Origin of the sequence: uncultured Streptococcus sp., from assembly GCF_905372115.1 — a bacterium.
Classification (GTDB): domain Bacteria; phylum Bacillota; class Bacilli; order Lactobacillales; family Streptococcaceae; genus Streptococcus.
In genome coordinates this window covers 24,249-48,890 of record NZ_CAJPNR010000008.1, presented here as the reverse complement: position 1 = coordinate 48,890, position 24,642 = coordinate 24,249, and the positions used below count along the sequence as shown (strand labels likewise).

At 42.7% G+C, this 24,642-nt stretch carries 18 protein-coding genes; 3 read left to right on the top strand and 15 right to left on the bottom strand.

Features of this window, described 5'->3' with window-relative positions:
* The first annotated feature begins 113 nt into the window (after positions 1-113).
* The 3 genes from QZ169_RS04005 to QZ169_RS03995 all read left to right on the top strand — a co-directional run bounded on the left by QZ169_RS04005 (position 114) and on the right by QZ169_RS03995 (position 4,093).
* Positions 114-551 carry a DUF3284 domain-containing protein gene (locus QZ169_RS04005; protein ID WP_295505028.1) on the top strand — a complete coding sequence of 146 codons (438 nt, stop codon included), beginning with the start codon at positions 114-116 and terminating at the stop codon, positions 549-551.
* A 79-nt stretch (positions 552-630) separates the two neighbouring features.
* A complete protein-coding gene (locus QZ169_RS04000) occupies positions 631-2,592 on the top strand; it encodes a family 20 glycosylhydrolase (RefSeq protein WP_295505027.1) in 1,962 nt (653 codons plus the stop codon).
* 115 nt (positions 2,593-2,707) lie between these two features.
* Positions 2,708-4,093, top strand: a complete 1,386-nt coding sequence (locus tag QZ169_RS03995) for an MATE family efflux transporter (RefSeq protein WP_295505026.1) — start codon at positions 2,708-2,710, stop codon at positions 4,091-4,093.
* A 111-nt stretch (positions 4,094-4,204) separates the two neighbouring features.
* On the opposite strand, the gene QZ169_RS03990 is transcribed toward QZ169_RS03995, so the two are convergent.
* The 15 genes from QZ169_RS03990 to nox form a co-directional block, all read right to left on the bottom strand.
* Positions 4,205-6,805, bottom strand: coding sequence for a PRD domain-containing protein (locus QZ169_RS03990; RefSeq protein WP_295505025.1), 2,601 nt, complete (start codon positions 6,803-6,805; stop codon positions 4,205-4,207).
* Between the two features lie 242 nt (positions 6,806-7,047).
* Positions 7,048-8,307, bottom strand: coding sequence for a dihydrolipoamide acetyltransferase family protein (locus QZ169_RS03985; protein ID WP_295505024.1), 1,260 nt, complete (start codon positions 8,305-8,307; stop codon positions 7,048-7,050).
* Positions 8,308-8,320: 13 nt separating this feature from the next.
* Complete coding sequence (locus tag QZ169_RS03980) at positions 8,321-9,352, bottom strand: alpha-ketoacid dehydrogenase subunit beta (RefSeq protein WP_295505023.1); 1,032 nt, start codon at positions 9,350-9,352, stop codon at positions 8,321-8,323.
* Positions 9,353-9,370: 18 nt separating this feature from the next.
* Positions 9,371-10,444: a thiamine pyrophosphate-dependent dehydrogenase E1 component subunit alpha gene (locus QZ169_RS03975; RefSeq protein WP_295505022.1), complete on the bottom strand. Its 1,074-nt coding sequence runs from the start codon at positions 10,442-10,444 to the stop codon at positions 9,371-9,373.
* A gap of 15 nt (positions 10,445-10,459) precedes the next feature.
* The gene (lpdA, locus tag QZ169_RS03970; RefSeq protein ID WP_295505021.1) at positions 10,460-11,800 is read right to left on the bottom strand and encodes a dihydrolipoyl dehydrogenase; all 1,341 of its coding nucleotides are present in this window, start codon (positions 11,798-11,800) and stop codon (positions 10,460-10,462) included.
* Positions 11,801-12,006: 206 nt separating this feature from the next.
* Entirely contained in the window at positions 12,007-14,250 is a 2,244-nt protein-coding gene (locus QZ169_RS03965; RefSeq protein WP_295505020.1) for an ATP-dependent Clp protease ATP-binding subunit, read from the bottom strand.
* A 227-nt stretch (positions 14,251-14,477) separates the two neighbouring features.
* Entirely contained in the window at positions 14,478-15,821 is a 1,344-nt protein-coding gene (locus QZ169_RS03960) for an MATE family efflux transporter (RefSeq protein ID WP_295505019.1), read from the bottom strand.
* Between the two features lie 115 nt (positions 15,822-15,936).
* Positions 15,937-16,518 (bottom strand): xanthine phosphoribosyltransferase, encoded by a 582-nt coding sequence (locus tag QZ169_RS03955; RefSeq protein ID WP_295505018.1) that lies wholly within the window; start codon positions 16,516-16,518, stop codon positions 15,937-15,939.
* 65 nt (positions 16,519-16,583) lie between these two features.
* Positions 16,584-16,772: a twin-arginine translocase TatA/TatE family subunit gene (locus QZ169_RS03950; RefSeq protein ID WP_223310567.1), complete on the bottom strand. Its 189-nt coding sequence runs from the start codon at positions 16,770-16,772 to the stop codon at positions 16,584-16,586.
* Positions 16,772-17,488 carry a twin-arginine translocase subunit TatC gene (gene tatC / locus QZ169_RS03945; protein ID WP_295505017.1) on the bottom strand — a complete coding sequence of 239 codons (717 nt, stop codon included), beginning with the start codon at positions 17,486-17,488 and terminating at the stop codon, positions 16,772-16,774. The genes QZ169_RS03950 and tatC overlap by 1 nt, the downstream gene beginning before the upstream one ends.
* Complete coding sequence (locus tag QZ169_RS03940; RefSeq protein ID WP_295505016.1) at positions 17,481-19,181, bottom strand: FTR1 family protein; 1,701 nt, start codon at positions 19,179-19,181, stop codon at positions 17,481-17,483. Before QZ169_RS03940 ends, tatC begins: the two co-directional genes overlap by 8 nt.
* Positions 19,159-20,367 carry an iron uptake transporter deferrochelatase/peroxidase subunit gene (gene efeB / locus QZ169_RS03935; RefSeq protein ID WP_295505015.1) on the bottom strand — a complete coding sequence of 403 codons (1,209 nt, stop codon included), beginning with the start codon at positions 20,365-20,367 and terminating at the stop codon, positions 19,159-19,161. The genes QZ169_RS03940 and efeB overlap by 23 nt, the downstream gene beginning before the upstream one ends.
* A 4-nt stretch (positions 20,368-20,371) precedes the next feature.
* Positions 20,372-21,244 carry an iron uptake system protein EfeO gene (gene efeO / locus QZ169_RS03930; protein WP_295505014.1) on the bottom strand — a complete coding sequence of 291 codons (873 nt, stop codon included), beginning with the start codon at positions 21,242-21,244 and terminating at the stop codon, positions 20,372-20,374.
* A 118-nt stretch (positions 21,245-21,362) separates the two neighbouring features.
* The gene (locus tag QZ169_RS03925) at positions 21,363-22,919 is read right to left on the bottom strand and encodes a ClC family H(+)/Cl(-) exchange transporter (RefSeq protein WP_295505013.1); all 1,557 of its coding nucleotides are present in this window, start codon (positions 22,917-22,919) and stop codon (positions 21,363-21,365) included.
* A gap of 144 nt (positions 22,920-23,063) precedes the next feature.
* On the bottom strand, positions 23,064-24,440 hold the full coding sequence (gene nox, locus QZ169_RS03920; RefSeq protein WP_295505012.1) for a H2O-forming NADH oxidase: 1,377 nt from the start codon (positions 24,438-24,440) through the stop codon (positions 23,064-23,066).
* Between the last annotated feature and the right edge of the window lie 202 nt (positions 24,441-24,642).

The following is a 24,642-nucleotide window of genomic DNA, read 5'->3' as shown; positions in this document are numbered from 1 at the left end:
CGTTTTTTATGATAATGTATAATAGAAAGCTAAAGAGTATAAAAATTCATTAAAATCCGTCTCTTTTTCCTCAGGGGGTTACTTTCCACAAGGGCTTATTATATACTTAATTTATGAAGATTATTAGAGAACTCCAAGTCACTTCAGATGAATTTTATGACTTCTTGGAAAGCGAGTTTCTGAATCAAATCAATCAAACTGACAATCAAACAAAAAAGATAGATAGGTTAAAGAAAGGACTTCGTTACTCAAAATTGTCAGACAATGTCTATACCAAGACTGATTATGAGATTCTGGACTATCGTCGCCATGAAACCTACGTCATTCAAATCTCGTCCCACAGTGAAAAAACGATTACTTCCTACAAGACCAAGCCTTGCTCAAAAGGGCTTGAGGTTACGCTAGAGCAAGAACAAAATAAATTGACAAAAAATTCAAAAAGCAAGCTCATCAAGTGGATGGGAGAGCTACTCTACTTTGGTCGTCTTTCGGAAAATCTTTATAAGATTCAAGGCGAAATCGAGAAGACTAGAAAAGAGAAAACTCAGTAACAGGTAAATCCGATTCATACCTTCTTTTTGCGCCCAGATTTATGACTTGCAGATATTCAGATAGTTCAAGGAGCAGATTATGAAACAAGGCATCACACCTCAATATTGGAAACAAGAAAACAACGGTCGCTATTTCACTAAAGAAACTCAAATATTCAGCCCTCTGCCTATTTTAACCGACACTTTACTGGCTCATCCAAAAGCAAGAAATGATGGCCAGCTGGCTTTCCCTGCTATTCATTTCATAGAAGGGATTTCCCGAGAAGTCGGACAAGAGGTCATGCAGTCCTTTTCACTTCCCTATCCATCCAACCCTGAAGCGCACATCGTAAAGATTGCTCAAGACGGCATTTTCGTTTATGCCTTGTCCCAACGCGGCTTATTTTATGGGGCAATTTCAATTATTCAAATGTTGCAGGATGGCTACTTGCCTTATGGCTTGGCCTACGACGAACCCGTCTGTTCCGAGCGTGGCCTCAAGGTCTTTTTACCGTCTCGTAAGAATATGGATTTCTTCAAGCAATTTGTGGATATGCTTGCTTTCTTCAAGTACAATACCCTCATGATTGAAATCGGCGGTGCTATGGAATATAAAAAACACCCTGAAATTAATCAAGAGTGGATTAAATATTGTGCTGATATGGCTGAATACTCTGGCAAGACCAAAGAAATCCAAGACTATACCTTCCCTTGGTACAAGAATGCCATTCACATGGAGAATGGTGACGGGGAGTTTCTAAGTCAAAATGATGTGAAAGATCTGGTCCTCTACTGCAAGGAACGATTTTTTGAGGTGATTCCTGAAGTGCCATCCCTCGGTCACTGCGATTATTTGATGCTTGGCCACCCAGAAATTGCAGAAATCCCTGAAGATCCTTATCCAGACACTTACTGCCCATCAAATCCTGCCTCTTATGAACTCCTCTTTGATGTTCTGGATGAAATCATTGAGGTCTTTGAACCAGAAGTCATCAATATCGGGCATGATGAATACTATTCAATTGCCATGTGTGAGCGTTGCAAAGGGAAGGCTGGAGCTGATATCTTTGCAGAGGACATTATCAAGATTTATGACCACCTCAAGCAGAAAAATGTCCGAACCATGATTTGGGGAGACAAGTTACTGAAAAACGCTATCGTTCCTGATGCAGGGTCTTTTGGTGGAGCAGAAATCATCATGTACACTCCCCAGTTCAAAAAAGATACAGGCAAAAAAGTTGGCATCATGCCGGCAACCTGGCAGGCTATTCACCAGATTCCCAAAGATGTCGAAATTCTCCATTGGCTCTGGAGTTTGGATGAAAAACTGGAAGATGAAGTTTTAGAAGAAGGCTTTAGCATCCGTTATGGTAATTTTGAAGGCTATCTCTTTCCGCATTGGGCTGAGCATTTGAAGAAGGGGAGCAAGGGAGCTATCATCTCCAACTGGAGCACTTTAAATGAGGTAATCCTGCAGAGAAATGTCATTTTCTTCGGCTTGGCCTATGCATACGAGATGTTTTGGAATCATGACTATCGTGATGAAGACTATGCGACTATCCGTGATAAAACCTTATCATATCTCTTCCATTACCACTATCCTGACCTGCAGAACCACTCGCGCAGCCTTGAAACACTAGCGCATCCTATCTGGATTGAAATTGGCTATGCTACTGACTATTTTGTGGAATACCAATGGTTTGTGGACGGTGTCTTCCCCGAAATGGAAACCTATCAAATCGGAAATATCCTACTAACCTATACCGATCAGACAGAGGTTGCTGTTCCAATTATCTTTGGAGAAAACATTGGCAAAACAAGTGTTGAATGGGATCGGACTACCAATACCAACCCTCTACCTGGCGAACCCATCTATAAGGTAGATGAGCAATTATTTGAAGTCTCGCTTAGCACCAAACCTTATCAAAAAGAGCAACAAACTTTCTTCGCATTTCCTATTCAAAACCCTTATCCTGAAAAGGAATTGAAGAATGTAGAGATTCAAACAGAAGCTGACAAAGATTGTCAAATTTTTGTTGATCAAATTGCCTATTATCACTAAACTTGAGGCTTATTTCAAGCTATCAGATAGAAATAGCGAAATTTATGAGGAATCAGAATCATCCAATTCAAAAAAAGCAGAAACTTTCTAGATATCAGGTTACTAGACATACTGATTGCTTATCCTATTTGAAACGAAGGGAGGTGAGACAGTGAGTGAAAAGAAAACATTTCTGAAACAATTCTTACGTCTCAGTCTACCGTTTTCTCTTCAATTTCTACTGGCTAGCGCTGTCAATCTAGCTGATGTTGTCATGATTGGCCAGCTAGGAGAAAAACAAATCGCAGCTGCTGGTGCTGCCAACCAGATTTTCTTTCTCTTGACTATTGTACAGTTTGGTATCGGTAGCGGAGCTTCTGTCTTCATGGCCCAATACTGGGGAGCCCAGCGAATTGCTGATATGAGAAAAACCTTGGGATTAGTCTATATGCTGAGCGGGCTCATCTCCGCTTCCTTTACTTTAGTCGCTTTACTTTTTCCCAAGCAACTGATTGGTTTTTATATTCATGATACCGAAGCTATTCAGTTGGGCGCCCAGTACTTATCTATCGTCTCCTGGACCTACCTGATGACAGCTATCACAACCTCCTTGGCCACCATGTGTCGCTGTAGTAATGAAGTTTTCTTACCAACTCTTGCTAGTCTCCTATCCATGGCGACCAATATCATTGGCAATGCCGTCCTTATTTTTGGGCTGATTGGGTTTCCTAAACTTGGACTGGTTGGTGCCGCTATTGCTACCTTTATGGCTCGATTGCTAGAGCTTTGCTGGTTAGTCTTTGGTGTCTATCGAACAAGGATGGCTGGAGCCGCTAGCATAGCTGAACTCTTTGCTTTCCACAAAGACTTCGTTTATCAATTTTTGAAAAAAACCTTACCAGTCGTCTTTAATGAAGGCGCTTGGTCTCTTGGAACATCAATTGGCTTGGCCATTATCGGGCTATTAGGTACTGAAGTGGTGGCCTCTACCCAGATTGCTAGCGCCATTGCCCAAATTGGTTTTGTCTTCGTTCGTGGTGCAGGCAATGCCGTAGCTGTTATGCTAGGCAATACCATCGGGGAAAACCAAGTAGAAAAAGCCTTACAAGATGCCAAGCGCTTCTTACTTCTATTACCTCTCATCGGGCTCATCGTCAGCATCCTACTCATCTGGGCCATGCCCTTAGCCCTGAAACTCTACAACTTAAGCAATCAGACAGAGCAGCTAACCATCCTGATGATTCAGTTAAATGCCCTGTTGTTTATTCCAAAAGCTTTTAGTGTTGTTTTAATCGTCGGGATTTTACGTAGCGGAGGCGATACCAACTATGCCTGCCTGCTAGATATTTTACCTGTCTGGCTCTTCAGCATTCCACTTGGCTATGCTCTGGTTAGTCTGCAGGCTCCCATTTGGCTAATCTTTCTTGTGATAAATGGCGAAGACATTCTCAAGCCAATCTGGGGCATCCCTCGTGTCTTCTCAGGGAAATGGCTGCATAATCTTGTGCAAGAGCACATGTAAAAAAGCATCTAAATCACAACATTACCACAGAAATCGGAAATGTAAATCCCGACTAAAAAGGTAATGAGAGTCAGGTGCTTTTTTATTGGTTTGCGACTCCAACTTACAATTTTATAATTTGCGCAGCATCTGAATTAAAACACTGACCTCTGCGTCATCTACAAGAATCTTAAAGCTTCGCTCCACTGTTCGGATGATTTTCCTAACATGCTTATAGTCGTCAGGGAATTTTTCGATAACACCAGTAATTTCTTTACTGCTCTTCTTCAGGCATTCTCCTGAAAGGGTCCGCTCCACTAGACACGCAATATGAACAAACAAACCTATTGTTTGCTCCTCTGTAAGCTGATAATAAAAATCAAATTCATCTAAAATAGCAGGAAGAATCTTTTTAATCTTAGCTAAGGAAGTATAGACAAATTGCTCTTCTAAAAATTGGTAAACTTTCTCATAATCGTAGCTATTGACAGAGGTCGGTACAAACATCAATAATTTATCTAAGTGCTCCTTGGGCTGCTCAAAAACATCTTTAATGGAAATGAAAGGGATACCCATAATTTGAGGGTCGAAAGTTCCAACAAAAGCATGAACTTGATAGGTCTTTCTTAAGGCCATCACTTCCTCAATCAACATCTCCTTATTAGCAACTGACAAAGCAATGACACGGTAACCCAGCTTTGAATACTGATCAAGATAGTGCTTGAGCTGAAGAGAACCACCTTCGCTGGTATAACAGAGCGTGATGATGATTTTTTCTTGGTCCCGATTTTTATAAAGCTGATTCATTTCCATATGAAAAGCGTGAAAGACACTGTCAATATCATCTTCTATCAAACAGCGCCGTGCAATCCCCATGCCAATCATAGTAATGGGAATTTCAAATTCTCTGATTTTAATCAGAGTTTCTTCTCGAATTTTATCCAGCATTTCCTTAATCGATCCCATATCATAGAGGACGATGACTCCTAAACCTTGGTCTAGCTCCTCAATTTGGTCTTTTAATTTACGATAGCTTTCCTCTAGAGATTCTTCTAATAGAATATCAAAGCCATACACTTGGCTATTTTTTGTCAGCATCTTGGTTGACTCAGCCAAGGACTTGGCAACCCCTTTACCATGCAGAACGTAGAGCAAGATAGGTCGTAGACTATCTTGTTTCTTTTCGGATTCAATAATAAACATGGTTAGGATGACGATTTCATCTATTGGAACAGCCAGTTGAAATCTTGTTTCTAGTTGCCTGGCAAATTTAGAACATTGTGCATACTCTATTGGATAATCCCGAATCACTTTCACAATAGCATCATTATCCAACTGCCGATTTAAAGACCCTTTCTGCTTAAGCATCGCATTGACATGAAGGCTGATGCCGTAATATGCCGTCGAATTAAGCTCTATATTAAGTTCTTTTTGAACAGATAGAACAAAGGCTTGTACCAACTGGATTACTTCAGCAGAAACAATCGTCTCAAGCTGATTAAGATTTTCCAACTCATCTTCTTTCTTAACAAAAGGTTTGTATTCAATATAGCTTTGAATATAGTTTCTCACTGCCTCAAAAACATCATCCTGCTCAATGCCTCTTTCTGATAACTGAGAATATTCTGATTTAATTTTGTTATATAAATCATCCGACTCTTGCTCTGGAAAATCCAGCAATCCCAACTCCTTATCATAAATCAGCACCTTACGTTTGCCAATCAATTCATCGATTTTAACTACATTATGACCACCTAAATGCCGAATTCCTTGATAAGGAATGGGCAAATCGTCATTACTAAGTGTTAAATCTTTTAGCTCCGACCTCAGACTTCTTACAAAAGCATTGGCACAAGCAGTTCGAACTGCATATTCTAATTCTTTTATATTGCTAATATTCGCTGATAGGATGAAGGAATGAATGACATCACGCGGCACTTGAATATCATGCGCAGAATTCTTTGATTCGATAGCTAAAAAGTAATTTAGTAACTCTAGCTTTTCACTAATCGGTCGATTCGGATAAGAAGGCAGCTGGATTACAACAGGAAGTTTATTGGATAAATGTTCAGATAGCTTAGCGCTACTTCCGATAATCACCAAACCTTTCTTCTGACGTCTCTTTTGTTCTCCTTCTCTGTGATTCAGCCAGGAAATCAATCTATTTTGATCCGCCGAAGATAGAACCTGTATGTTATCTATAAATAAAATTCCTTCTGCCACTTTCTCAAATACAGACTTAGTCCCCTCTGAGCCAAATAACAACTTCAGCAAATCATCCAGAACATCAATATAGTCTAAGCAGTTAATTTTTTCAAACAACTGAGGTTTACTAATCGCTTGATTTTGAATGGCAAACTCCATCATTTTATTAACGAAGTGAGTTCTACCAGCACCGACCTCGGATAAAATGAGTACTGGAAGGGCATAATTTGGGTATAAAATAGCTGCCTGTGCTAACTGGATGGCTGTTCGCAAACTGCCATTTTCACCTATAATGCTTGGAAAATCCAAAGGATTTTCTACAAATATCTCTTTTAACTTGTATTGAACTGGCCTTGTATTTCCTTTAACAAGCATCCCTTCTTTTACCAATTGATTCAAAATGGTACTCACATTTGAGCGTTGCATTCCTAAAGCAGCAGCAATCACTTTTGTTTCAAGGCCTTGCTTATTATTCTTTAGTAATTCTTGCTCTAGATATTCTAAGACTAGTGTTTTGGCAACCTTCATATTCTACCTCACTGATATTTTTCTCCCATTATCGTCATTCAATTTATCTTATACTGCAGCTTGATTCACCTACTTAGAGCCTTAGAATTTACTCCCTATCATCCTGTCATTTCCTTATCTAAACATTATAAATTGAAGCAAGAGAATGATAGAATATATAAAAGCCAACTGTTAATGAGTGATATAAACAGCTGGCCTCTTTCTTTATCATTCAGGAATGAAATTCTTTATTCATTCTTTTATCAGAAAACCAAGTCGTAAGGAGATTCCAACTTGTCCGCTAGACTAGCTAGAAACTCTGCTGCGGGCTGACCATCTACGACTTGATGGTCAAAAGTCAAGCTGAGTGGCAGGAATTTCTGCTCGTAGACCTGTCCTTGGCTGTCAAGAGCCAGCGCCGTTTGCAGGGCACCAACTCCTAAAATCGCCACTTCTGGAGTATTTAGGATAGGAGTGAAATACTCAATCCCTGCTGCCCCGAGATTGGTAATGCTGAAGGTTGAACCTGAGTAAAGAGCTGGATCTAAAGTGCCTTTACGAGCTTGATTGGCCTCTGTTTTGATAGCTAGGCCCAAGTCAGCCAGCGTTAGCTTATCCACGTGACGAATGACTGGCACCACCAGACCATCACTAAGTGCCGTCGCAATACCGATGTGAATATCTTCTACTTCCTGATACTGACCATTGAAATACCAAGCGTTGAGTTGAGGGTGATCTTTCAACGCCTTGGCAACAGCCTTTGTCAGCAGGGTCGTGATGCTGATTTCACCATTTTCTAATGGAGAAGCTACCTTATCCTTCATATCCTGTCTAAAGGCTATCAGCTTGCTGATATCAACCTTACGGTGCAAGGTCACCTGAGCCGATGTCTGGAGACTGGTCATCATCCGCTCCGCAATAGACTTACGCATGCCTGTCAATCCTGCGCCATAGTCAACCTGACTAGCCGGCTGAAGGATCGCAGAGCTATTTTCAGGTGTTTGGTTTGGAAGCGCCTCTGGTTTATAGTTTTCCACATCCCGTCGGGTAATGCGGCCCTTACCTCCCGTTCCTGAAATCATGGAAATATCATATCCTTTTTCCTTAGCAATCTTGCGGGCCAGCGGGGTGATAAAAATACGTCCCTGTTCACTTTTTCCAACAGTGTTGGAACTTGCTGCCACAGTTTTTTCAGCTAGCTCTGGCTCTGAATCAACTGCTCCCTTATCACTTTCTGATTTATTCGCAGAGACTTCTTCCGTCTCCATACCTGGAATAGATTCTCCTGCTTCACCAATCCATGCAATTACTTTCTTGCACGGGACAGTATCGCCAGCCTGACTGATAATTTTTAAAATCACTCCTGCACTTGGCGCCTCTACATCGCTGGTCAATTTTTCAGAACTGATTTCCAAGACAGGCTGACCAGCAGCTACGGTGTCGCCTTCCTTGACCAGCCAGTTATTTATCAGACCTTCGGTCATTGTTAAGCCTAGCTTAGGCATTACAATTTCTGTAGCCATACTTGCCTCCCTTCTATCTCTTCAGATCGTCAATCAATTCTGCAGCAACAGTCAGAACCTTATCAGCATTAGGGATATAGAGCTGTTCCAAATTCACCGCAAATGGTACCGGCACATTTGGCGCACAGACGCATTTCACTGGACCGTCCAGATAGTCAAAGCATTTGTCTGTCACTGCTGCTGCGATATCCGTCGCTGTGTTATTGTGAGGGTTTGATTCATCAACGATAATCAGCCGTCCAGTTTTCTTGACTGATTCAAAGACAGTCTCCTCATCCCAAGGAGCTACTGTTCTCAAGTCAATCACTTCAACTGAAACACCATCTTTTTCCAAGCGATCCGCTACTTCATAAGCTACATAGAGCATCTTACCGATAGTGACGATAGTAAGATCAGTTCCCTCACGGCGGACAGCAGCCTTCCCAATTGGAACTGTATAATATTCTTCTGGTACCTCTCCCTTGATACCATAGAGAGTCTTATCTTCTGAATAAATCACGATATTGTCGTCTTCAATGGAAGCCAGCAGTAACCCTTTAGCATCATACGGAGTTGCTGGAACAACTACCTTTATACCAGGAATAGATCCAAAGATACCGTAATATGAACCCGAGTGTTGAGCTGCAGCCGAAGCTCCTGCCCCATGCATGGTCCGCATTGTCATCGGAACCTTGGCCTTGCCACCAAACATATAGCGCATTTTTGAGCCTTGCCCCAGAATGGCGTCAAAGCAGAAACCGATAAAGTCATTGAACATCAGCTCCGGTACTGGACGCAAGCCAGTCAGAGCCATTCCAACAGAAGCTGACACGTATCCGTGCTCTGAAATCGGAGTATCAATCACCCGCTCTCGGCCATATTTTGGCATGAGTCCCTTGGTCACACCCATTACACCGCCCCAAGCATCTTCGTTTTCTTCTTCCAAGTGCTTGATTGTTACACCGCCAGCAATATCTTCTCCCAGAAGGATTACGGTGTCATCTTTTGCCATTGCCTGATCCAGCGCTTCATTGATTGCTTTCATAAATAACAGTTGTCTAGCCATTTGATCAACCTCCTTCTATCAATCAGCAAATACATCTTCCAGCAGAGAGTCGGGACGAGGAATAGGACTGTCTTGAGCAAATTTGATAGCTTCTTCCACATCCTTTCGAGACTCTTCTAAGATGGCATCAAGTTCATCTTCAGTCAAGAGGCCATGCTCGATAGCGTAGTCACGGAAGACGTCCAGAGCATCCACATCAGCCCAGTCTTTTTCTTCACCTTCCAAAGCCTTATACTTCTGCTCATCCCCTTCAAAGTGACCATGATCGCGATATGTTACAGCTTCAATTAAGGTAGGTCCTTCACCTCTACGAGCCCGCTCTACAGCTTCCTTGGCTACTTGGTAGACAGCGAATAAATCCTTACCATTAACCCGAACGCCGGGCATATTATAAGCAGCCGCTCTCTCAGCAATGGTGCCAGACGCTGAAGAATACCATTGCGGTGTCGATTCTGCAAAGAAGTTGTTTTCATTGACAAAGATAACCGGCAGTTTCCAAATTGCTGCCATGTTGAGACATTCGTGGAAATTTCCTTCATTGGCTGCACCATCACCGAAGAAGCAGACAGCTACACTGTCTGTTTTCAAGTACTTGTTACGCATAGCAGCACCAGTTGCTAGACCAAAGCCTCCACCAACCATACCATTGGCACCGAGAATCCCCTTATCCAAATCGGCGATGTGCATAGATCCGCCTTTTCCTTTTCCAAGTCCAGTCTCCTTGCCAAAAATTTCTGCCATCATTCCCTTTAAATCACCGCCCTTAGCAACACAGTGACCGTGTCCTCGGTGAGTACTGGTAATATAGTCCTGGTCTGTCAGAATGGCACAGACACCCGTAGCGATCGCTTCCTCTCCAGCATAAAGGTGAACAAAGCCAGGAATCTGTCCTGCAGCAAAGAAACGCCGTGTATTTTCCTCAAAATTTCGGATATCCCACATGGTTTTATACATGGTTTTGGCTTTTTCTTTGGAAATCTGCTCCACCTCAACTTCGGTAGCATCATGGACTTTTAAATCGACTAGCTCTGATACAGCCCCTTGGCTTCTTGTTTTGGTCAATCGTTGTGGTAAATCTTTATAATTTGACATATTTTTACCTCCTCATTAATCGTCCTGAACGAGTCTTTTAGCGACTTCTTGTATTAGTTCTGATGTAGTCGGATGAGCAAAAACTGTTTCAAGAACTTGATCCAGCGTTGCTTCGGCCTGCCTCAGCAAAATCAAATTCTGCAGAAGATCTGTACCGTTCGGACCGACGATGACTGCACCTAGCAGAAGATGGTATTGCTTTTCTGAGATTAGCTTGACATAGCCCTCCGTCTCACCTATTGCGATAGCCCGCCCATTATAAGAGAAAGGCAGCTTCTCGACCAGAACATCATAGCCGGCCTGCTCAGCCTCTTCCTTGCTGAGACCAAAAGAAGCTACTTCAGGATTGGTGTAGAGTGAACGGGGAACACCCAGCGGATCAACTGCTTCTTCAGCTCTCCGGCAGATAGCTCTTACAGCCTTTATTCCTTCTGCACTAGCTACGTGAGCCAGCATATAAGATTCCAAGAGATCACCGATAGCATAAACATGCTCTTTGGATGTTTCGTAGTATTGATCTACCTTGACAAAATTCCGATCTGTCAAGGCTAATCCCATATCCTTTGCTAGCTCTAGATTTGGTTTGCGGCCAGTAGCGACCAAAAGATGGTCGAAAGCAACCTGCTCGTTCTCAAGTAAGACAGAATTAGAAGTTACTTCCTTTATCTGCGCTCCCTGATAAATCATCACCCCCATTTTCTTTAGTTTCTTTTGAATCACATGTCGCGCTTCAGCTTCTTCGGTCAAAAGAATTTCCGGCGCAACCTCAATAACAGTGACAGCGACACCCAGAGGAGCCATAGCGAAAGCTAGCTCAATTGCGATAACGCCACCTCCGATAATGACTAACTTCTCAGGAAGCTCCCTCAAGTCAAAAAACGTATCTGTCGTTAGATAGTCAACCTGTTCCAATCCCTTGATAGGAGGCACAAAAGGATAACTGCCAGTAGCCAAAATCACATCTTTGCCACTGATTTCTTTACCATTGACGGAAAAAGTTCGGTCTTTGACAAACTTGGCCTGCCCTTGGATATATTCAATACCTAAAGACTTAAAGCTAGCATGAATTCCAGATTGCAAACTGGCAATAACCTGATTCTTTCGGTCTACCAATTTCTCAAAATCAATCCTTTCAAGCTTGCTCTCAATGCCATAACGCCTAGCCTCCTCCATTGTCAGCAACCAATGACCGTGCTGGAGATAGGCCTTAGACGGTATACATCCCACATTCAGGCAGGTTCCGCCGATAGACTTCTTTTCTACCACGGCCACCTTCTTACCCAAACGAGCTGCTTCTTCAGCAGCCACATAACCGCCCGGTCCAGCACCGATAATCAAAACATCATAAACAGACAAAACAGGCCTCCTTTCATAAAATGCAAAGGGTGCTCAAACAATCAAAATGATTGTTGTCGGCTATAGATACAAAAAGTATCTCATTATTTTTCGTATACCTAAGACTCATTTCAAAATCTCAGGATAGAGTCTGCTCAGAAACCATGAACCCCCTTTCTTCATTTTCTTTGTCTACACATAGCAAGCGCTTACCTTTTGGAAGAAGCTTATACCAAATAATTAAAATCCAGATGCCTATCCTTCAAACTGACTTGAACTGTCATTTCAGCTGTTTCCTTATTTTCGACCAAATAACGAGCCAAAGGCGTTTCTAGATAACGCATAATGCTTCTTTGAATAGGACGGGCACCAAACTCCGGCTGGTAGCCTTTCTGGGCTAAGAAAGCGTAAACTTCTTCGCTCAGATGAAGCTGAATCTTCTGATGTTCCAACCTTTCCTGAAGTTGCCGAACCACAATTTTTACGATATTGATCATATCTTCCGCCCTCAGAGGGTTGAAAATAACCGTCTCGTCAATTCGATTTAAAAACTCTGGTCTAAAGCTATGTTGTAGCAGGGACAGAACTTCTTCCTGCGTTTCAGCAGTCAGTCCCTGTTTACTTTTGAGACTTTCCAAAATCTGCTGGGAGCCAATATTGCTTGTCATAATCAAAATAGTATTTTTAAAGTCGATAGTACGCCCTTTAGAGTCTGTCAAGCGTCCTTCGTCCAATACTTGCAGCAGGGTGTTAAATACATCCGGATGGGCTTTCTCAATCTCATCCAGCAAGACAATCGAATAAAGCCTTCTACGAACAGCTTCTGTCAGCTGTCCTCCCTCTTCAAATCCTACGTAGCCTGGTGGCGGACCAACTAAACGAGCCACGGCATGTTTTTCCATGTATTCAGACATATCCAGTCGGACCATTTCCAACTCATTGCCAAACAGCCGCTCAGCAAGGGCTTTTGCCAGAGCAGTCTTCCCGACTCCAGTAGGCCCTAGAAAGATGAATGAACCAATAGGACGCTTTGGATTTTGAATTCCAGCTCTCGAGCGTAAAATGGCCTCCGAAACCTTTTGAACAGCTTGGTCTTGTCCTACAATTCTCTGGCGCAGGAGCTTGTCTAGATTTAGCAGGTGTTCGCGCTCGTTGTCCATGATTCCCTGCACTTTGATTCCCGTTATACGTTCTACGATACTAGCTATATCTTCACGACTGACGTCTGGTCGTTCTGTTTCCGCTTGAGCTAGCTGGATTTTCTTGACAGCACAAGCCTCATCAATCAAGTCCAGTGCCTTATCAGGCAAATAACGATCTGACAGATAACGAATTGAAAGACTGATTGCTGCCTGCAGAGCTTCGTCCGTCAGCCTAACTCCGTGAAAGTCCTGATAATTCTCTCGCAGTCCTTGCAGAATTGTCAATGCCTTATCTTGATCAGGCTCCTCAATGCGAATGCGCTGGAAGCGCCCCTCCAAAGCTTGATCTAGCTCGAAGCTTTCTCGATAAGCAGCAAAAGTTGTGGTTCCGATGATATTAATCTGTCCCTGAGCCAAGAGCGGCTTTAAAAGATTGCCTGCATCAAGAGAACCCTCTGTCCGACCTGCTGTCACGATTTGGTGGATATCCTCAATATAAAGAATAATCTTCCCCTTAGCAGCCAGCACCTCATCCAAAACAGCCTTGAAGCGCTCTTCAAACTCTCCTCTGTATTTAGTTCCGGCAATCAGTCCGCCTAGATTTAACTTAAAAACTTCCTTGCCCAGTAAATGTTCCGGAACATCATCAGCAATCAGTCTGCCAACAAATCCCTCCATTACTTTAGTTTTCCCAACACCTGGAAAACCTATGAGAATGGCATTGCTCTTGTCTTTTCTGGAAAGGACACGGATAATATCATTGATTTCCTCTTTGCAGCCTATCACCTTCCTACCGGACTGGTCTGCCAACCACTGATTAAAGTTAGTTGCATATTTGCTCAGGGCTTGATAGCGACTCTCCTGACTGGAAGAGACAGCTCGTTTGCCTTGGCGAACCTTATTCAACTTTTTCGCAACTAGCTCCTTATCAATCCCTGCCTGCTTCAAAAAGACAGTTATCGGATTTCGCTGCTGATGAAATAGACAGAGAATCAGGTGTTCTACTGTTACTACCTCGTCCCTCAGTTCCGCCCTCTCAGCCTCCGCATCATCCAAAAGATTCTTGAGACGCTGGCTATACTGACGTCCAAATCGGTTCTTATCCGTATGCGAAAACACAGGAATTTTATCTAGTTCCTGATTGATGACTCTGATAAATTCATTAATATCAAGGTCCAAACCGGTATAGAATTCCAAGGCAAAAGCTTGAGGCTGGGTCAGCACTGTCCAAACATGCGGAATGTCCACTTGATAATTGTGTTTTTGAATAGCTAATTCCTTTGCAGCATTTAGTACTTCTTGCAAAAGATGGGTATAGTGTTCAGTCATATAGTTCCCTCGCTTTTCTACTGAAAACCAAAGACAACTGCAAACAATATTTTAAAATTTAACCTATTTAAACAAAAACTTAACTCGATAATCTTATGTCTATTATATCATTTTCACAATCAATATACTAGAAAATATGTAAGCGTTTTACCGTTTTAATCTAATTTTAATAAAACTTTGTGAAAAAAATAACACTGACTTATCCTAAAAGGACAAGCCAGCGCTCTTTAAGTTATGATATTTTTAGTCAAACGATTAAGCCGCCACTGAAAGAGTATGCCGCTCATCACCAAGCTGGCAATGAGGCCAATCCAATACCCATAAGGACCTAAACTAGTAAAGTGATCTAAGAAGAACCCCAGAGGCAGCGAAATTCCCCAATAAGCAATCAAACCTAAGTAAAATGGCACCTGAGTATCCTTGTATCCCCGAAGAATGCCCTGCAAAGGAGCCGCAAAAGTATCTGCTAACTGGAAAAAGAGGCTGTAGGTCAGAAAAACAGATGTCATACGGATAAACTCGGTATCCGAACCATAGAGAGCAGCCACACGGTCACGTAAGATATAGAGAAAGAGAAAGGTAAATCCAGCAATTCCCAAGGCCGTCAGCCGCCCAAGTTTACAGAATTTCTTAACATCATCATGACGATTGGCTCCAATTTCATAAGAAACAATGATGGACATTGAGGTTGAAATACTCATAGGAAAGGCATACATTAAGTTTGAAAAATTCATGGCCGCCTGATGGCTGGCAATGATTAGTGACGAAAACTTAGCCATGACCAGTCCAACAACCGAGAAAATCACGACTTCAGCAAAAAACGTTCCGCCGATAGGCAGTCCAAGTCGAATGCCTTCGATTAAGCCCTTTTTATCTAGCGGTCGAATCTTCCATAGCTCATAGGATCGGATTTTGGGATGTTTAACTGCTACCAACAAGGATATGAGGAGCAAAACCCAATAAGCCAAAGAAGTCCCAAGTCCAGCTCCAGCTCCGCCCATTTCTGGAAATCCAAACGCCCCGTATATTAGGGCATAATTGAAAGAGCTATTCAAAGGCAAAAGTAAGAGCATGAGATACATGGAAAGCTTGGTCAACCCTAAAGCATCAAACAGAGAACGGATAGTGCTAAAGAGCAAAAGAGGAATAATACCAAGCGCCAGATACCAAAGATAGTTCTTAGCCACTTCTTCTACCAAAGGCTCTAGACCAAGGTGAGACAAAACCAGAGGAGCGCCCACAAATACCAAGGCAAATAAAATTAGCGATAACCCCAAAGAAAGATAAATAAATTGATAAAAATCAGCAGCAATCTTTTCTTTTTTTCCCTGTCCTAAATGATGCCCAATTATGGGGACCAAGGCCGTCACAATCCCTATCAGCAAATCGAAAAATGGAATCCAAAGACTAGTTGCCATGGAAACACCAGCCAGATGCAGAGTATCATACTGGCCAGTCATGGTCGTATCGACAAATGAAGCTGAAAAATTGGCCAGTTGGTAGATTAAAATCGGCAAAAAAATAGAAATAAAGAGCCGCATCCGCTGCTGTAAATTATGAGTTTGGTGCATAGAAATCCCTCAAAAACTTTTTCTACCCAAGTAAAATCAATGAGCTTAGATTTTTAGAATATCAACTATCTTTACTATACTATAAGCCAGACAGATAGTCAAAAGGAAAAGGAAATCATATATCTGCCTCAGTAAAGACAACCTGCCCCTTCTCAAATCCTGCGATTCGCGCCAAAGAAAGGACACGATAACCAGCAGTTTCCAAAAGTTGACGGCCATCCTGAAACGATTTTTCGATGACAATTCCGACAGCTTCCACTTGCGCTCCTGCTTGCTCAATAATTGTAATTAAGCCCTTGGCTGCCTGGCCATTAGCTAAAAAATCGTCAATAATCAGCACCTTATCATCGGAGTTGAGAAACTTCCCAGCAATCGAAACGGTCGAAGTCACTTGCTTGGTAAAAGAATAAACTTCAGCCGTCAAAATCCCTTCTGTCATGGTGATGTTTTTGGCCTTCTTAGCGAAAATCATTGGGACATTCAGCGCTTCAGCCACGTAGACAGCCGGAGCAATACCAGAAGCCTCAATAGTCACTACCTTTGTAATTCCTGCCTCCTTTACCGCCTCCGCAAAGACCTGGCCAATCTCTTTCATCAGAGAAAAATCAACCTGATGGGTCAGAAAAGAGTCAACTTTCAAGATATTTTCACCTAACACTTGTCCATCTCTGAGAATCCGTTCTTCTAATGTTTTCATTTATCCTCCTTTTCAAAATCCATCTTGATTCTAGCAGAAAAAGCACAGATATCCGTGCTTTTCGTTTACTCTTTTTTATTTTTATTCTCGGTCTTGTCTTCTTCTCCAGCATGATTGACTGCTTTTTTGAATTCTGAAAACATTTTACCGATAGATTGCCCTAGTTCGGGCAGGCGTTTTGGTCCGAAAATGAGCAGGGCTCCCAGAACAATAATGATTACCCCAGGTACTCCGATGTCTTTTAAAAGTCCCATTAATTTCTCCTCGTTGATTTTCTTTGATAAATGATGCGACTGAGCAAGATGCTGACTTCATAGAGCAAAATCAAAGGTATTGTCATAGACAAATCGCTGATAAAGTCGGCCGGTGTCAGGACAACAGCTAAAACCAGCAAAACGAAGTAAGCGTATCGTCTATATTTTACCAAAAATTTCGGATTGAGCAAACCGATAGAAGTCAGAAAGGACACAAGAACTGGCAGCTCAAAAAGGCAAGCGATCGGAATAGTGGTATGAAAGACGAAACTAATATAATTCTGTGCTGTCAGCCGAGTCCCAAAGAGACCCTCACCCAGCGACAGCAAAACCTGTAAAATAGCCGGAGTCACAAAGTAAAAGCCGAAAGCCAGCCCCAAAACAAAACAGATAAAGGTAGCCGGGATATAAGCGAAAACGGCTCGTGCTTCATTGGCTCGCAAAGCTGGTCGGACAAACTCCCAGACCTGATAAACCAAAAAAGGCAAGGTCAGGGAAAAAGCGACCAGACTAGCCAGACTGATATAAATCCAAAGGATATCATCCGGCCCCAGCACCAGCAGCTTCTGCTCAAAATTACTAGTCAGCCATCGATAAATATCAGCCGAAAAAAGCAAGCTGACCAGAAAAACCATGAAGAAGCAAGCCAATACCGCTAAAAAACGCCGTCTGAACTCAATCAAATGCTCAATAATTGTCTGCTCTTTTTTATCCATGCTGCCGCTCGCTTTTCAGATTTTTAAAGCTTACATAGACCACCAGCAGGATAAAGAGCACCTGACTGACGACCACTTCCAGGCTTGGATAAATCCCCATCCAGTCTACTGTCACAAAACCATTGATTAAGTGAGTCGGTAGGATATTGGTCAGCTGAAGGGCATGGATGCTGACGCCCAGCATTTTAAAGGCCAGAGCATAGATTAGCCAAGTCAGCCAGAAGAAAATGCTGTGTGGCTTGAGAAGACCAGACGCCTTGCTCATGATAAAGGCCAGAAAGACCAAGACCAGAACTGCCAAGCCGATTCCCAAAAGGAAATCAGTCATAGTGATACGCGGCAGAATTCCCGCATAAAAGAGGATGGTCTCAGCCCCTTCACGGAAAACTGCCAGAAAGCTAAGAGCAAACATGGAAAGAAAACTGCCTGTGGCTGTTACAGCCTTCATTTGGCTTTCCATGAAGTCATTCCATTTCTCAATAGATGCCTTGCTGTGCAGCCAGATACCAACCAATATCATCATGGCGACAGCGAAAATTCCCACTGCACCCTCGATAATCTCACGATTGGATCCTGAAGCAACTGCTGGGAATAGAAACTGCAGCAAAGCTGCAATCACAGCACTGGCTAGAACCCCGCTCGCTGCGCCGGCATAGACCCATTTGAGTCCTTTTTTCATCTTTGAGGCCTTTAGAGTCGTTATCAAAGCCATGACAATCAAGAGCGCTTCTACACCCTCACGCAGCAAAATCAGCATAGCATCAAAGAAATGATAGGAAGCTGTCGTGTCAATCTGTGACAGCTCACTAATCAAGAATTCTAGCTGCTTTTGATACTTCTCTTCGCTCCCCTTGACCATAATAACAGGCGTCTGACTCTCTACCTTGGTATAAAGTGAAGGGTTATTGACACTAACATCTCCTTCAATCGTTGGCCAAATGGTGATGAACTCTTTCATCTTGGCGGCGGCCTTTTTATCATCTCCGCTTTGGAAGAGACTCAAGGCTTCCTCTAGGAGCTTAATTCCATCTTTCAGCGTCAGATTGCCAGCAGTTTCTTGGACTTTCTCGCCTTTGACAAAATTATCAATGGCGGTTTTCAAATCATCAAAAGAAGACTGAATCATATCAAAGTCAGTAGGCTCCGTCTCAATGGCACTGCGCAGGAATGAAATAGCTGTTTCTACCTTGCCGTAATGGGCTGTGCTATTGTCTCGCACCACGCTTTCATTGGTGGTCCAGGTGCTATTCATCTTCTTGTATGCTTCTCGTGTCGCTTCTAAATCCTTAGCACTAATGGCCTTTTGTAGATTTTCAAATTTTGGCTCTAGCTTACTGAGAAGCTTCTTTTTCTCGGCCTCTAAGTCGACTGGATTCTGCTCTTTTTCAAATTTCAAGAGGGCTGAAGAAATCTTTGTCAGCTTCTCCTCAGTCACCTGACCCGATAAGTCTAGTGCCTTGCTTACCTCTTGTCCCGCTGCTGAGTCGTGATTAGCCACTCTATCAAACTCAGTCTTGATTTCTCCGACTAGCTGCTTGGCTTTTTCCTGCTCCTTCTGCTTGACCGCAGTGCTGGCATCAGTGATTTTGACAAATAAACTGCTGTAGCTCTCATCCGCTAAAACTGGCTTAGCCAAAAAGAACAGCAAGAGTCCTAAGACAAATAGGCTTTTATTCAAATAATTTTTGACCAAGGTACTCTCCTTTTTTCACTCCACCAAAGCAAGCAAACAAGCCACTGCCGACATGTGTGACGTACTCATTCATCTTATCTTGAGCGCCTAGATTGGTCTGAACCTTGACAAAGCTGTCTGGATCCTTTTGGAAGGATAGGAAGAGCAAGCCTGTGTCGAACTGACCAGTAGTTTCATCAATCCCATCCGAGTACGAGTAAGACCGGCGATATATAGGCTTATCAACCTCCTTGGCCAGACGGACATGTGAATCCTCTGGCAGCAAGTCTAAGTCAACCTCGTCAAACTCGTCTTTCTTGCCAAAAGGCGCTCCGCTTTCCTTATAGCGGCCAAAAGTATTTTCCTGCTCCTGCAGATTGGTCCGGTCCCAGGTCTCAAGGAACATCTGGATTCGGCGGACAGCCATGTAAGAGCCGCCCTGCATCCAGTCCTTGCTGTCGCACCAAATGACCTTGTCAAAATCTTTTTCCTTGGTCACATTGGCCGTGCCATCCTTAAATCCAAAGAGATTACGAGGCGTTGACATCCGGTCTCCGATAGCAGCAAAGCCTGACTGACTCCACTTCATGGTGATGGCATTTCTGCCCTTGCGGATCAGATTGCGGACCGCATGAAATGCTACCTGTTCGTCATCTGAGCAGGCCTGGATGACAATATCACCACCCGTATATTTTTCTTTGAGCTGCTCTTTTGGAAAAGGAGGTAAATCTCGAAAAGCCTTCGGTCGTTTGTCTGACAGGCCCATTTTTTTCAAAAAAGAGGCTGAGACACCAAAGGTCAAGGTCAATCGATAAGGGTTGAGACCGACAGTTTCTCCAGTGTCCGTTGGCGGCAAAAGGGCATTTGAATTATCTTTTTTGACCAATTCTCCATTGACCAGCTTCTCACTGTAGGCTGTCCAGTCCTTGAAGAGCTGAATAATGGTCTCCCTATCTGTCGTATGCAAATCCAACACAACAAAGTAGATATTCTTCTGCATCGGAGTAGTGATACCCGCCTGATGCTCTCCATAGAAGCTGATTTCTTCCTCACCGTCAGCGAATTTCTTATCTTCCTTCGCCTGATTAGCGAAAAAAGCAGATGCACCAGAGACACCCAGTGCAAGACCAGCGCCTCCAATCCCTGCTTTTTTAAGAAATTCACGACGATCCATCTTTTTATTAAACCATTTTTCGTCGTTTGTCATATGATTACTTCCCGTCTAGAATGACTCCCATTTGTGAAAGAGGCTCACCCAGTTTTGTTACAGCTTCTGCCAGCTCCTTGGTGTCTTCTTTTGTCAATTCTGTATAGAGCTTGTAGTTTTCAGAGTCGGTCATGTGCTTGTCTAGGAGACTATTGACGTTTTTAAACTCAAGTTCCAAAGTCTTAACAAGTTTCTCGTCCTTGTCCTTAATCAATGGCTTAAAGAGCTCAAAAATCTTTTCTGCTCCTTCAATATTTGCTCGGAAATCATAGAGATCTGTATGGGAGAATACCTCTTCCTCGCCTGTAATCTTGCTGGTCGCTACTTCATTGAGCAAGTCAACAGCACCCGTCAACATCATATCCGGAGTCACTTCAACTGTTGCGATTTTAGCTTTTAGCTCCTTGATATCGTTGACCAGCTGATCAGCATAGCTTTCCGTTCCCTTGGTCGTATTTTGCTCCCACATGATTTTTTCGATGCGGTGGAAACCAGACCAGCCTTCTTCGGTCTTGTTTTCATCCACATAGTCGACTAAGCGGAAGTCAATTTTAACATCTGATTCACCAAAGCTCTCAGCAATCGGTTCCGAGCGCTCGTAGGCCATACGAATAAGCGGATATTGCTTTTTAGCCTCATCAAGCTTGCCTTCTTTAAGGGTATCACGAAATTTCTCCGTATCTGTCAGGAGCTGATCGATTTGTCCTTGGACAAAAGATTTGTAATCCGCTGTCGCCTTGTCCAATTCTTTCTGATTGACAGCTGTTTGGCTGCTGGATGCTTGACTGCTTGAGCCAGTCTTGTTTGAAGAGTTGTTGGCTGCACAGCCAGTCAGTAAAATTGCCGTTGAAAATAGGACGATGCCAAGTTTTTTCATGGTGACTCCTTTGTTTTCTCTCCTAGATAGAGATTATTTCCTGTAAATTATACCAGTTTTTTTCTCATATTTCAAGAAATTGTCTGACAATTTAATCAAAAACTGTATATTCAAACCGCTAAAGCAGCGCTTCTTTAACTTTCCCGATTTCCGTCTTTTTCAGCACCAAGTAAATCGTATCTCCCAGATAGAGGCGCGTGCTGCCATTGACCGTTTGAGTCTTTCCCTTGTGGACATTCATGGTAATCAAGACCCCATCAGGCAAGTTTAGCTCATGCACCTGCCGACCAGCAATCTTTTCAGAAACAGGGATTTCAATTAAAGTAGTATCTCCTTGATCCTCGATACTGTCTGGCAACATTTTTTCCAGCATGGCTTCATAGACTGGTGCTCCTTTTAGCAGATCCATGATAATGTAAGCAGTCAGAGTGACCAGTCCCAACGGCATGAGATTACGGATGTCACCGACCATCTCTGTGACCAGAATCATGGCTGTCAGTGGAGCCTTGGAAATGGCGCCGAAGTAGCCACTCATACCCAGAATAATGAAAATCGGAAATTGCTCCTGAGAAATCAAACCCAGCTGCAGACAGACTGCCCCCATTGCTCCGCCCAGAAGTGAACCCAGAGCAAGGATAGGCAGAAAAATACCACCTGGCAGCCCGCTTCCGTAACTCAACATGCTCCAAACAAAACGCAGAATAAAAAATAAGAGCAAGGTTCCCACAGTATAATGACTAGCGGTCAAAGATAAAATCAACTGATTGCCCCCGCCCAGCAAGTGAGGTAAGAAATAGCCAATTGGAAGAATCAAAGCAAAGGCTAAAATAGGATAATAAGCTTCTGAAATCCTAAATATTCGTCCTAAAAACTGATAAACTAGCTGAATGTTCAAAATGACTTTTTCATAAACATAGCCTGACAAGCCCAGCAGCAAGCCCATGACTAGGTAAATCCAATACTGCTCCAGTCTCATGATTGGGATATTATCCGGCATGTCCAGTACTGGTGTTAGGCCAAACATAGAAAGAGAGACAAAGTTGGCAACCAGACTGGCCGCCAGCGTAGAAACCCAAAAAAAGCGTGAGAAATGACGGTAAACTTCTTCTACTACGAATAGCAGACCCGCGATTGGTGCATTAAAAGCTGCTGCTAAGCCTGCTGCTGCACCGCTTGCAATGAGCGCTCTCTCCTCAGCAGCACTAAGATTCAGAATTTTAGAAACGCCTTTGCCACTCATAGCACCTAGCTGAATACTTGGTCCTTCTCGCCCCAACATCAGACCGCTGGCAATGGCTAAAATCCCTAAAACAAACTTCTTCCAGAGAACACTCCACCAAGAAAGCGACATCAGGCCTTTCAGTTCTGCTTCAACCTGCGGAATACCTGACCCCTTGATATTCTTCTCCGACTTTACCAAGCGGGCATTGAGCAAGACGATGAAAGCATAAATTAACACTAAGGCCAGTAACCAAAGCAAAGACTGCTGACTCCTATGGTAGACATCCTGCACTAAATGAAAGATTTTTTCTATCAGAAAGCGAAAAATGCCCACTACCAGTCCAGCAAAAATCCCAACTAAAACACCTCGCAAAACCTGGGAAATAATTGAATGAGTTGCGAAATTAAATTCTCTCTTGATGTCGTCCTCACGTGAGCTAGCTTCTTTTGTCATTCCCAATCTCCTCTAAATAGTTACTTTACCAATATTCTAGCACAAAGCAGGCCTGATAAACAGATGAAATATAAATTTCTTGTTTCAGTTTTTAAAAGACTCTACAAAAAAAGTCCAGGAATTGTCCCAGACTTACTTATTTTCTTATTTAGCGCGCAAAGCTGCTTGAGTAATGTAGTTGTATGGTTTGTTGAAGTGTGGCAGGAAGAAGAGATCCAACAAGGCTAGTTTATCAATTGTAACCTTTTCTTGAATGGCCAATGAGAACATGTGAATCCCCATAGACATATCTTCTCTAGAAACCATCTGAGCTCCAAGAACTACACGCGTGTCCTTATCATAAACAATCTTAATTGTAACATCATGATGCTCAACCTTTTCAAGGAAAGTTGGCTTTTGAGTATCTTTAAACTCAACTACAGCTGGGCTGTAACCAAAGCGTTTAGCCTTTTCTTCAGTCAGACCAGTTGAAACCATCTTCAGACCAAAGATTTCAATACCGTTAGAACCTTGAACACCGTTAGACTCCAATTCATGACCGCAAGCATTATGAGCTGCTACGATACCAGAGCGCAGGGCGTTAGAAGCCAAAGCAATGTAATTTATATCATTGATAGAGTTATCGTAAACAGTCGCACAATCACCAATTGCATAAACATCTTTGATGCTAGTTTCTTGATTCTTATCTACCAAGAAAGCACCATTGCGGAATGTTTCCAGCTTGCCGGTACCAAGACCAGTGTTTGGACGGAAGCCAACTGCTAAGACAACCATATCTACATCATAGCTAGCCTTATCTGTTACAATGCGTTCTACCTTGCTTTCACCCTCAATAGCCTGAACAGTTTGACCGAAGGCTAATTGAACACCATTATCTTCAAGGTTTTGACGCATCATATCAGACAAGTCGTGGTCATAATAACCAGCCAAGCAAGTATCCACAACGTCAATCAGAATCACTTCTTTACCAAGGCGTTTGAAGGCTTCTGCCAACTCAACCCCAATGTAACCAGCACCTACTACTGCCACACGTTCGATATGTTTGCTCTTGTCTTGCAATTTCTCGATAACATCTGCAGCATTTTGATACAATTTTACGAACTGCAGATTTTCCAAGGTTGACTTAAATTCGCGGCTGTTAGGATCCAGCTCAGCACCTTTAATCGGAGGCAGAATTGGCTGAGAACCTGTTGCTAAAATTAATTTGTCATAAGACTCTACATGCTCTTTGCCATCAACAATAGCTGTAACTTTTTTCGCATCATAATCAATTGACTCAACTGGTGAATTCATATAAACTTTTGCGCCTTTTGCTTCAAAAGTTTCTTTATCTGCATAAAAAAGTCCATCTGGCTTGCTGATTTGCTGTCCAATCCAAAGGGCCATTCCGCATGCCAAGAATGAAATGTTTGAGTTTTGGTCAAAAATAACTACTTCGTTTTCTGCACCATAATTGTCCAACATTGTATTAATACACGCTGTACCTGCGTGGTTTGCACCAACTACAACGATTTTACTCATAAGAATAGTCCTACCTTAATTTATAATTTACTAGACCAGTATATCATCTCCTGTGAGCGTTTACAAGAAATTTGCTCGATATTTTCAAAAATTCTTATCCTGCCTAAAAAGCTGTACTACCGCTGTCTCATCGCTTCGAAAATACAGCTTTGTGCGAAAGTTAATTTTCTGAAAATATAACAATTTTAAGATTGTGAAACCG

Coding starts and splice junctions, on each gene's coding strand:
- QZ169_RS04005 (WP_295505028.1), top strand. CDS start 114: ATGAAGATTATTAGAGAACTCCAAGTCACTTCAGATGAATTTTATGAC.
- QZ169_RS04000 (WP_295505027.1), top strand. CDS start 631: ATGAAACAAGGCATCACACCTCAATATTGGAAACAAGAAAACAACGGT.
- QZ169_RS03990 (WP_295505025.1), bottom strand. CDS start 6,805: ATGAAGGTTGCCAAAACACTAGTCTTAGAATATCTAGAGCAAGAATTA.
- QZ169_RS03985 (WP_295505024.1), bottom strand. CDS start 8,307: ATGGCTACAGAAATTGTAATGCCTAAGCTAGGCTTAACAATGACCGAA.
- QZ169_RS03980 (WP_295505023.1), bottom strand. CDS start 9,352: ATGGCTAGACAACTGTTATTTATGAAAGCAATCAATGAAGCGCTGGAT.
- QZ169_RS03975 (WP_295505022.1), bottom strand. CDS start 10,444: ATGTCAAATTATAAAGATTTACCACAACGATTGACCAAAACAAGAAGC.
- QZ169_RS03965 (WP_295505020.1), bottom strand. CDS start 14,250: ATGACTGAACACTATACCCATCTTTTGCAAGAAGTACTAAATGCTGCA.
- QZ169_RS03960 (WP_295505019.1), bottom strand. CDS start 15,821: ATGCACCAAACTCATAATTTACAGCAGCGGATGCGGCTCTTTATTTCT.
- QZ169_RS03955 (WP_295505018.1), bottom strand. CDS start 16,518: ATGAAAACATTAGAAGAACGGATTCTCAGAGATGGACAAGTGTTAGGT.
- QZ169_RS03950 (WP_223310567.1), bottom strand. CDS start 16,772: ATGGGACTTTTAAAAGACATCGGAGTACCTGGGGTAATCATTATTGTT.
- tatC (WP_295505017.1), bottom strand. CDS start 17,488: ATGGATAAAAAAGAGCAGACAATTATTGAGCATTTGATTGAGTTCAGA.
- efeB (WP_295505015.1), bottom strand. CDS start 20,367: ATGACAAACGACGAAAAATGGTTTAATAAAAAGATGGATCGTCGTGAA.
- efeO (WP_295505014.1), bottom strand. CDS start 21,244: ATGAAAAAACTTGGCATCGTCCTATTTTCAACGGCAATTTTACTGACT.
- QZ169_RS03925 (WP_295505013.1), bottom strand. CDS start 22,919: ATGACAAAAGAAGCTAGCTCACGTGAGGACGACATCAAGAGAGAATTT.
- nox (WP_295505012.1), bottom strand. CDS start 24,440: ATGAGTAAAATCGTTGTAGTTGGTGCAAACCACGCAGGTACAGCGTGT.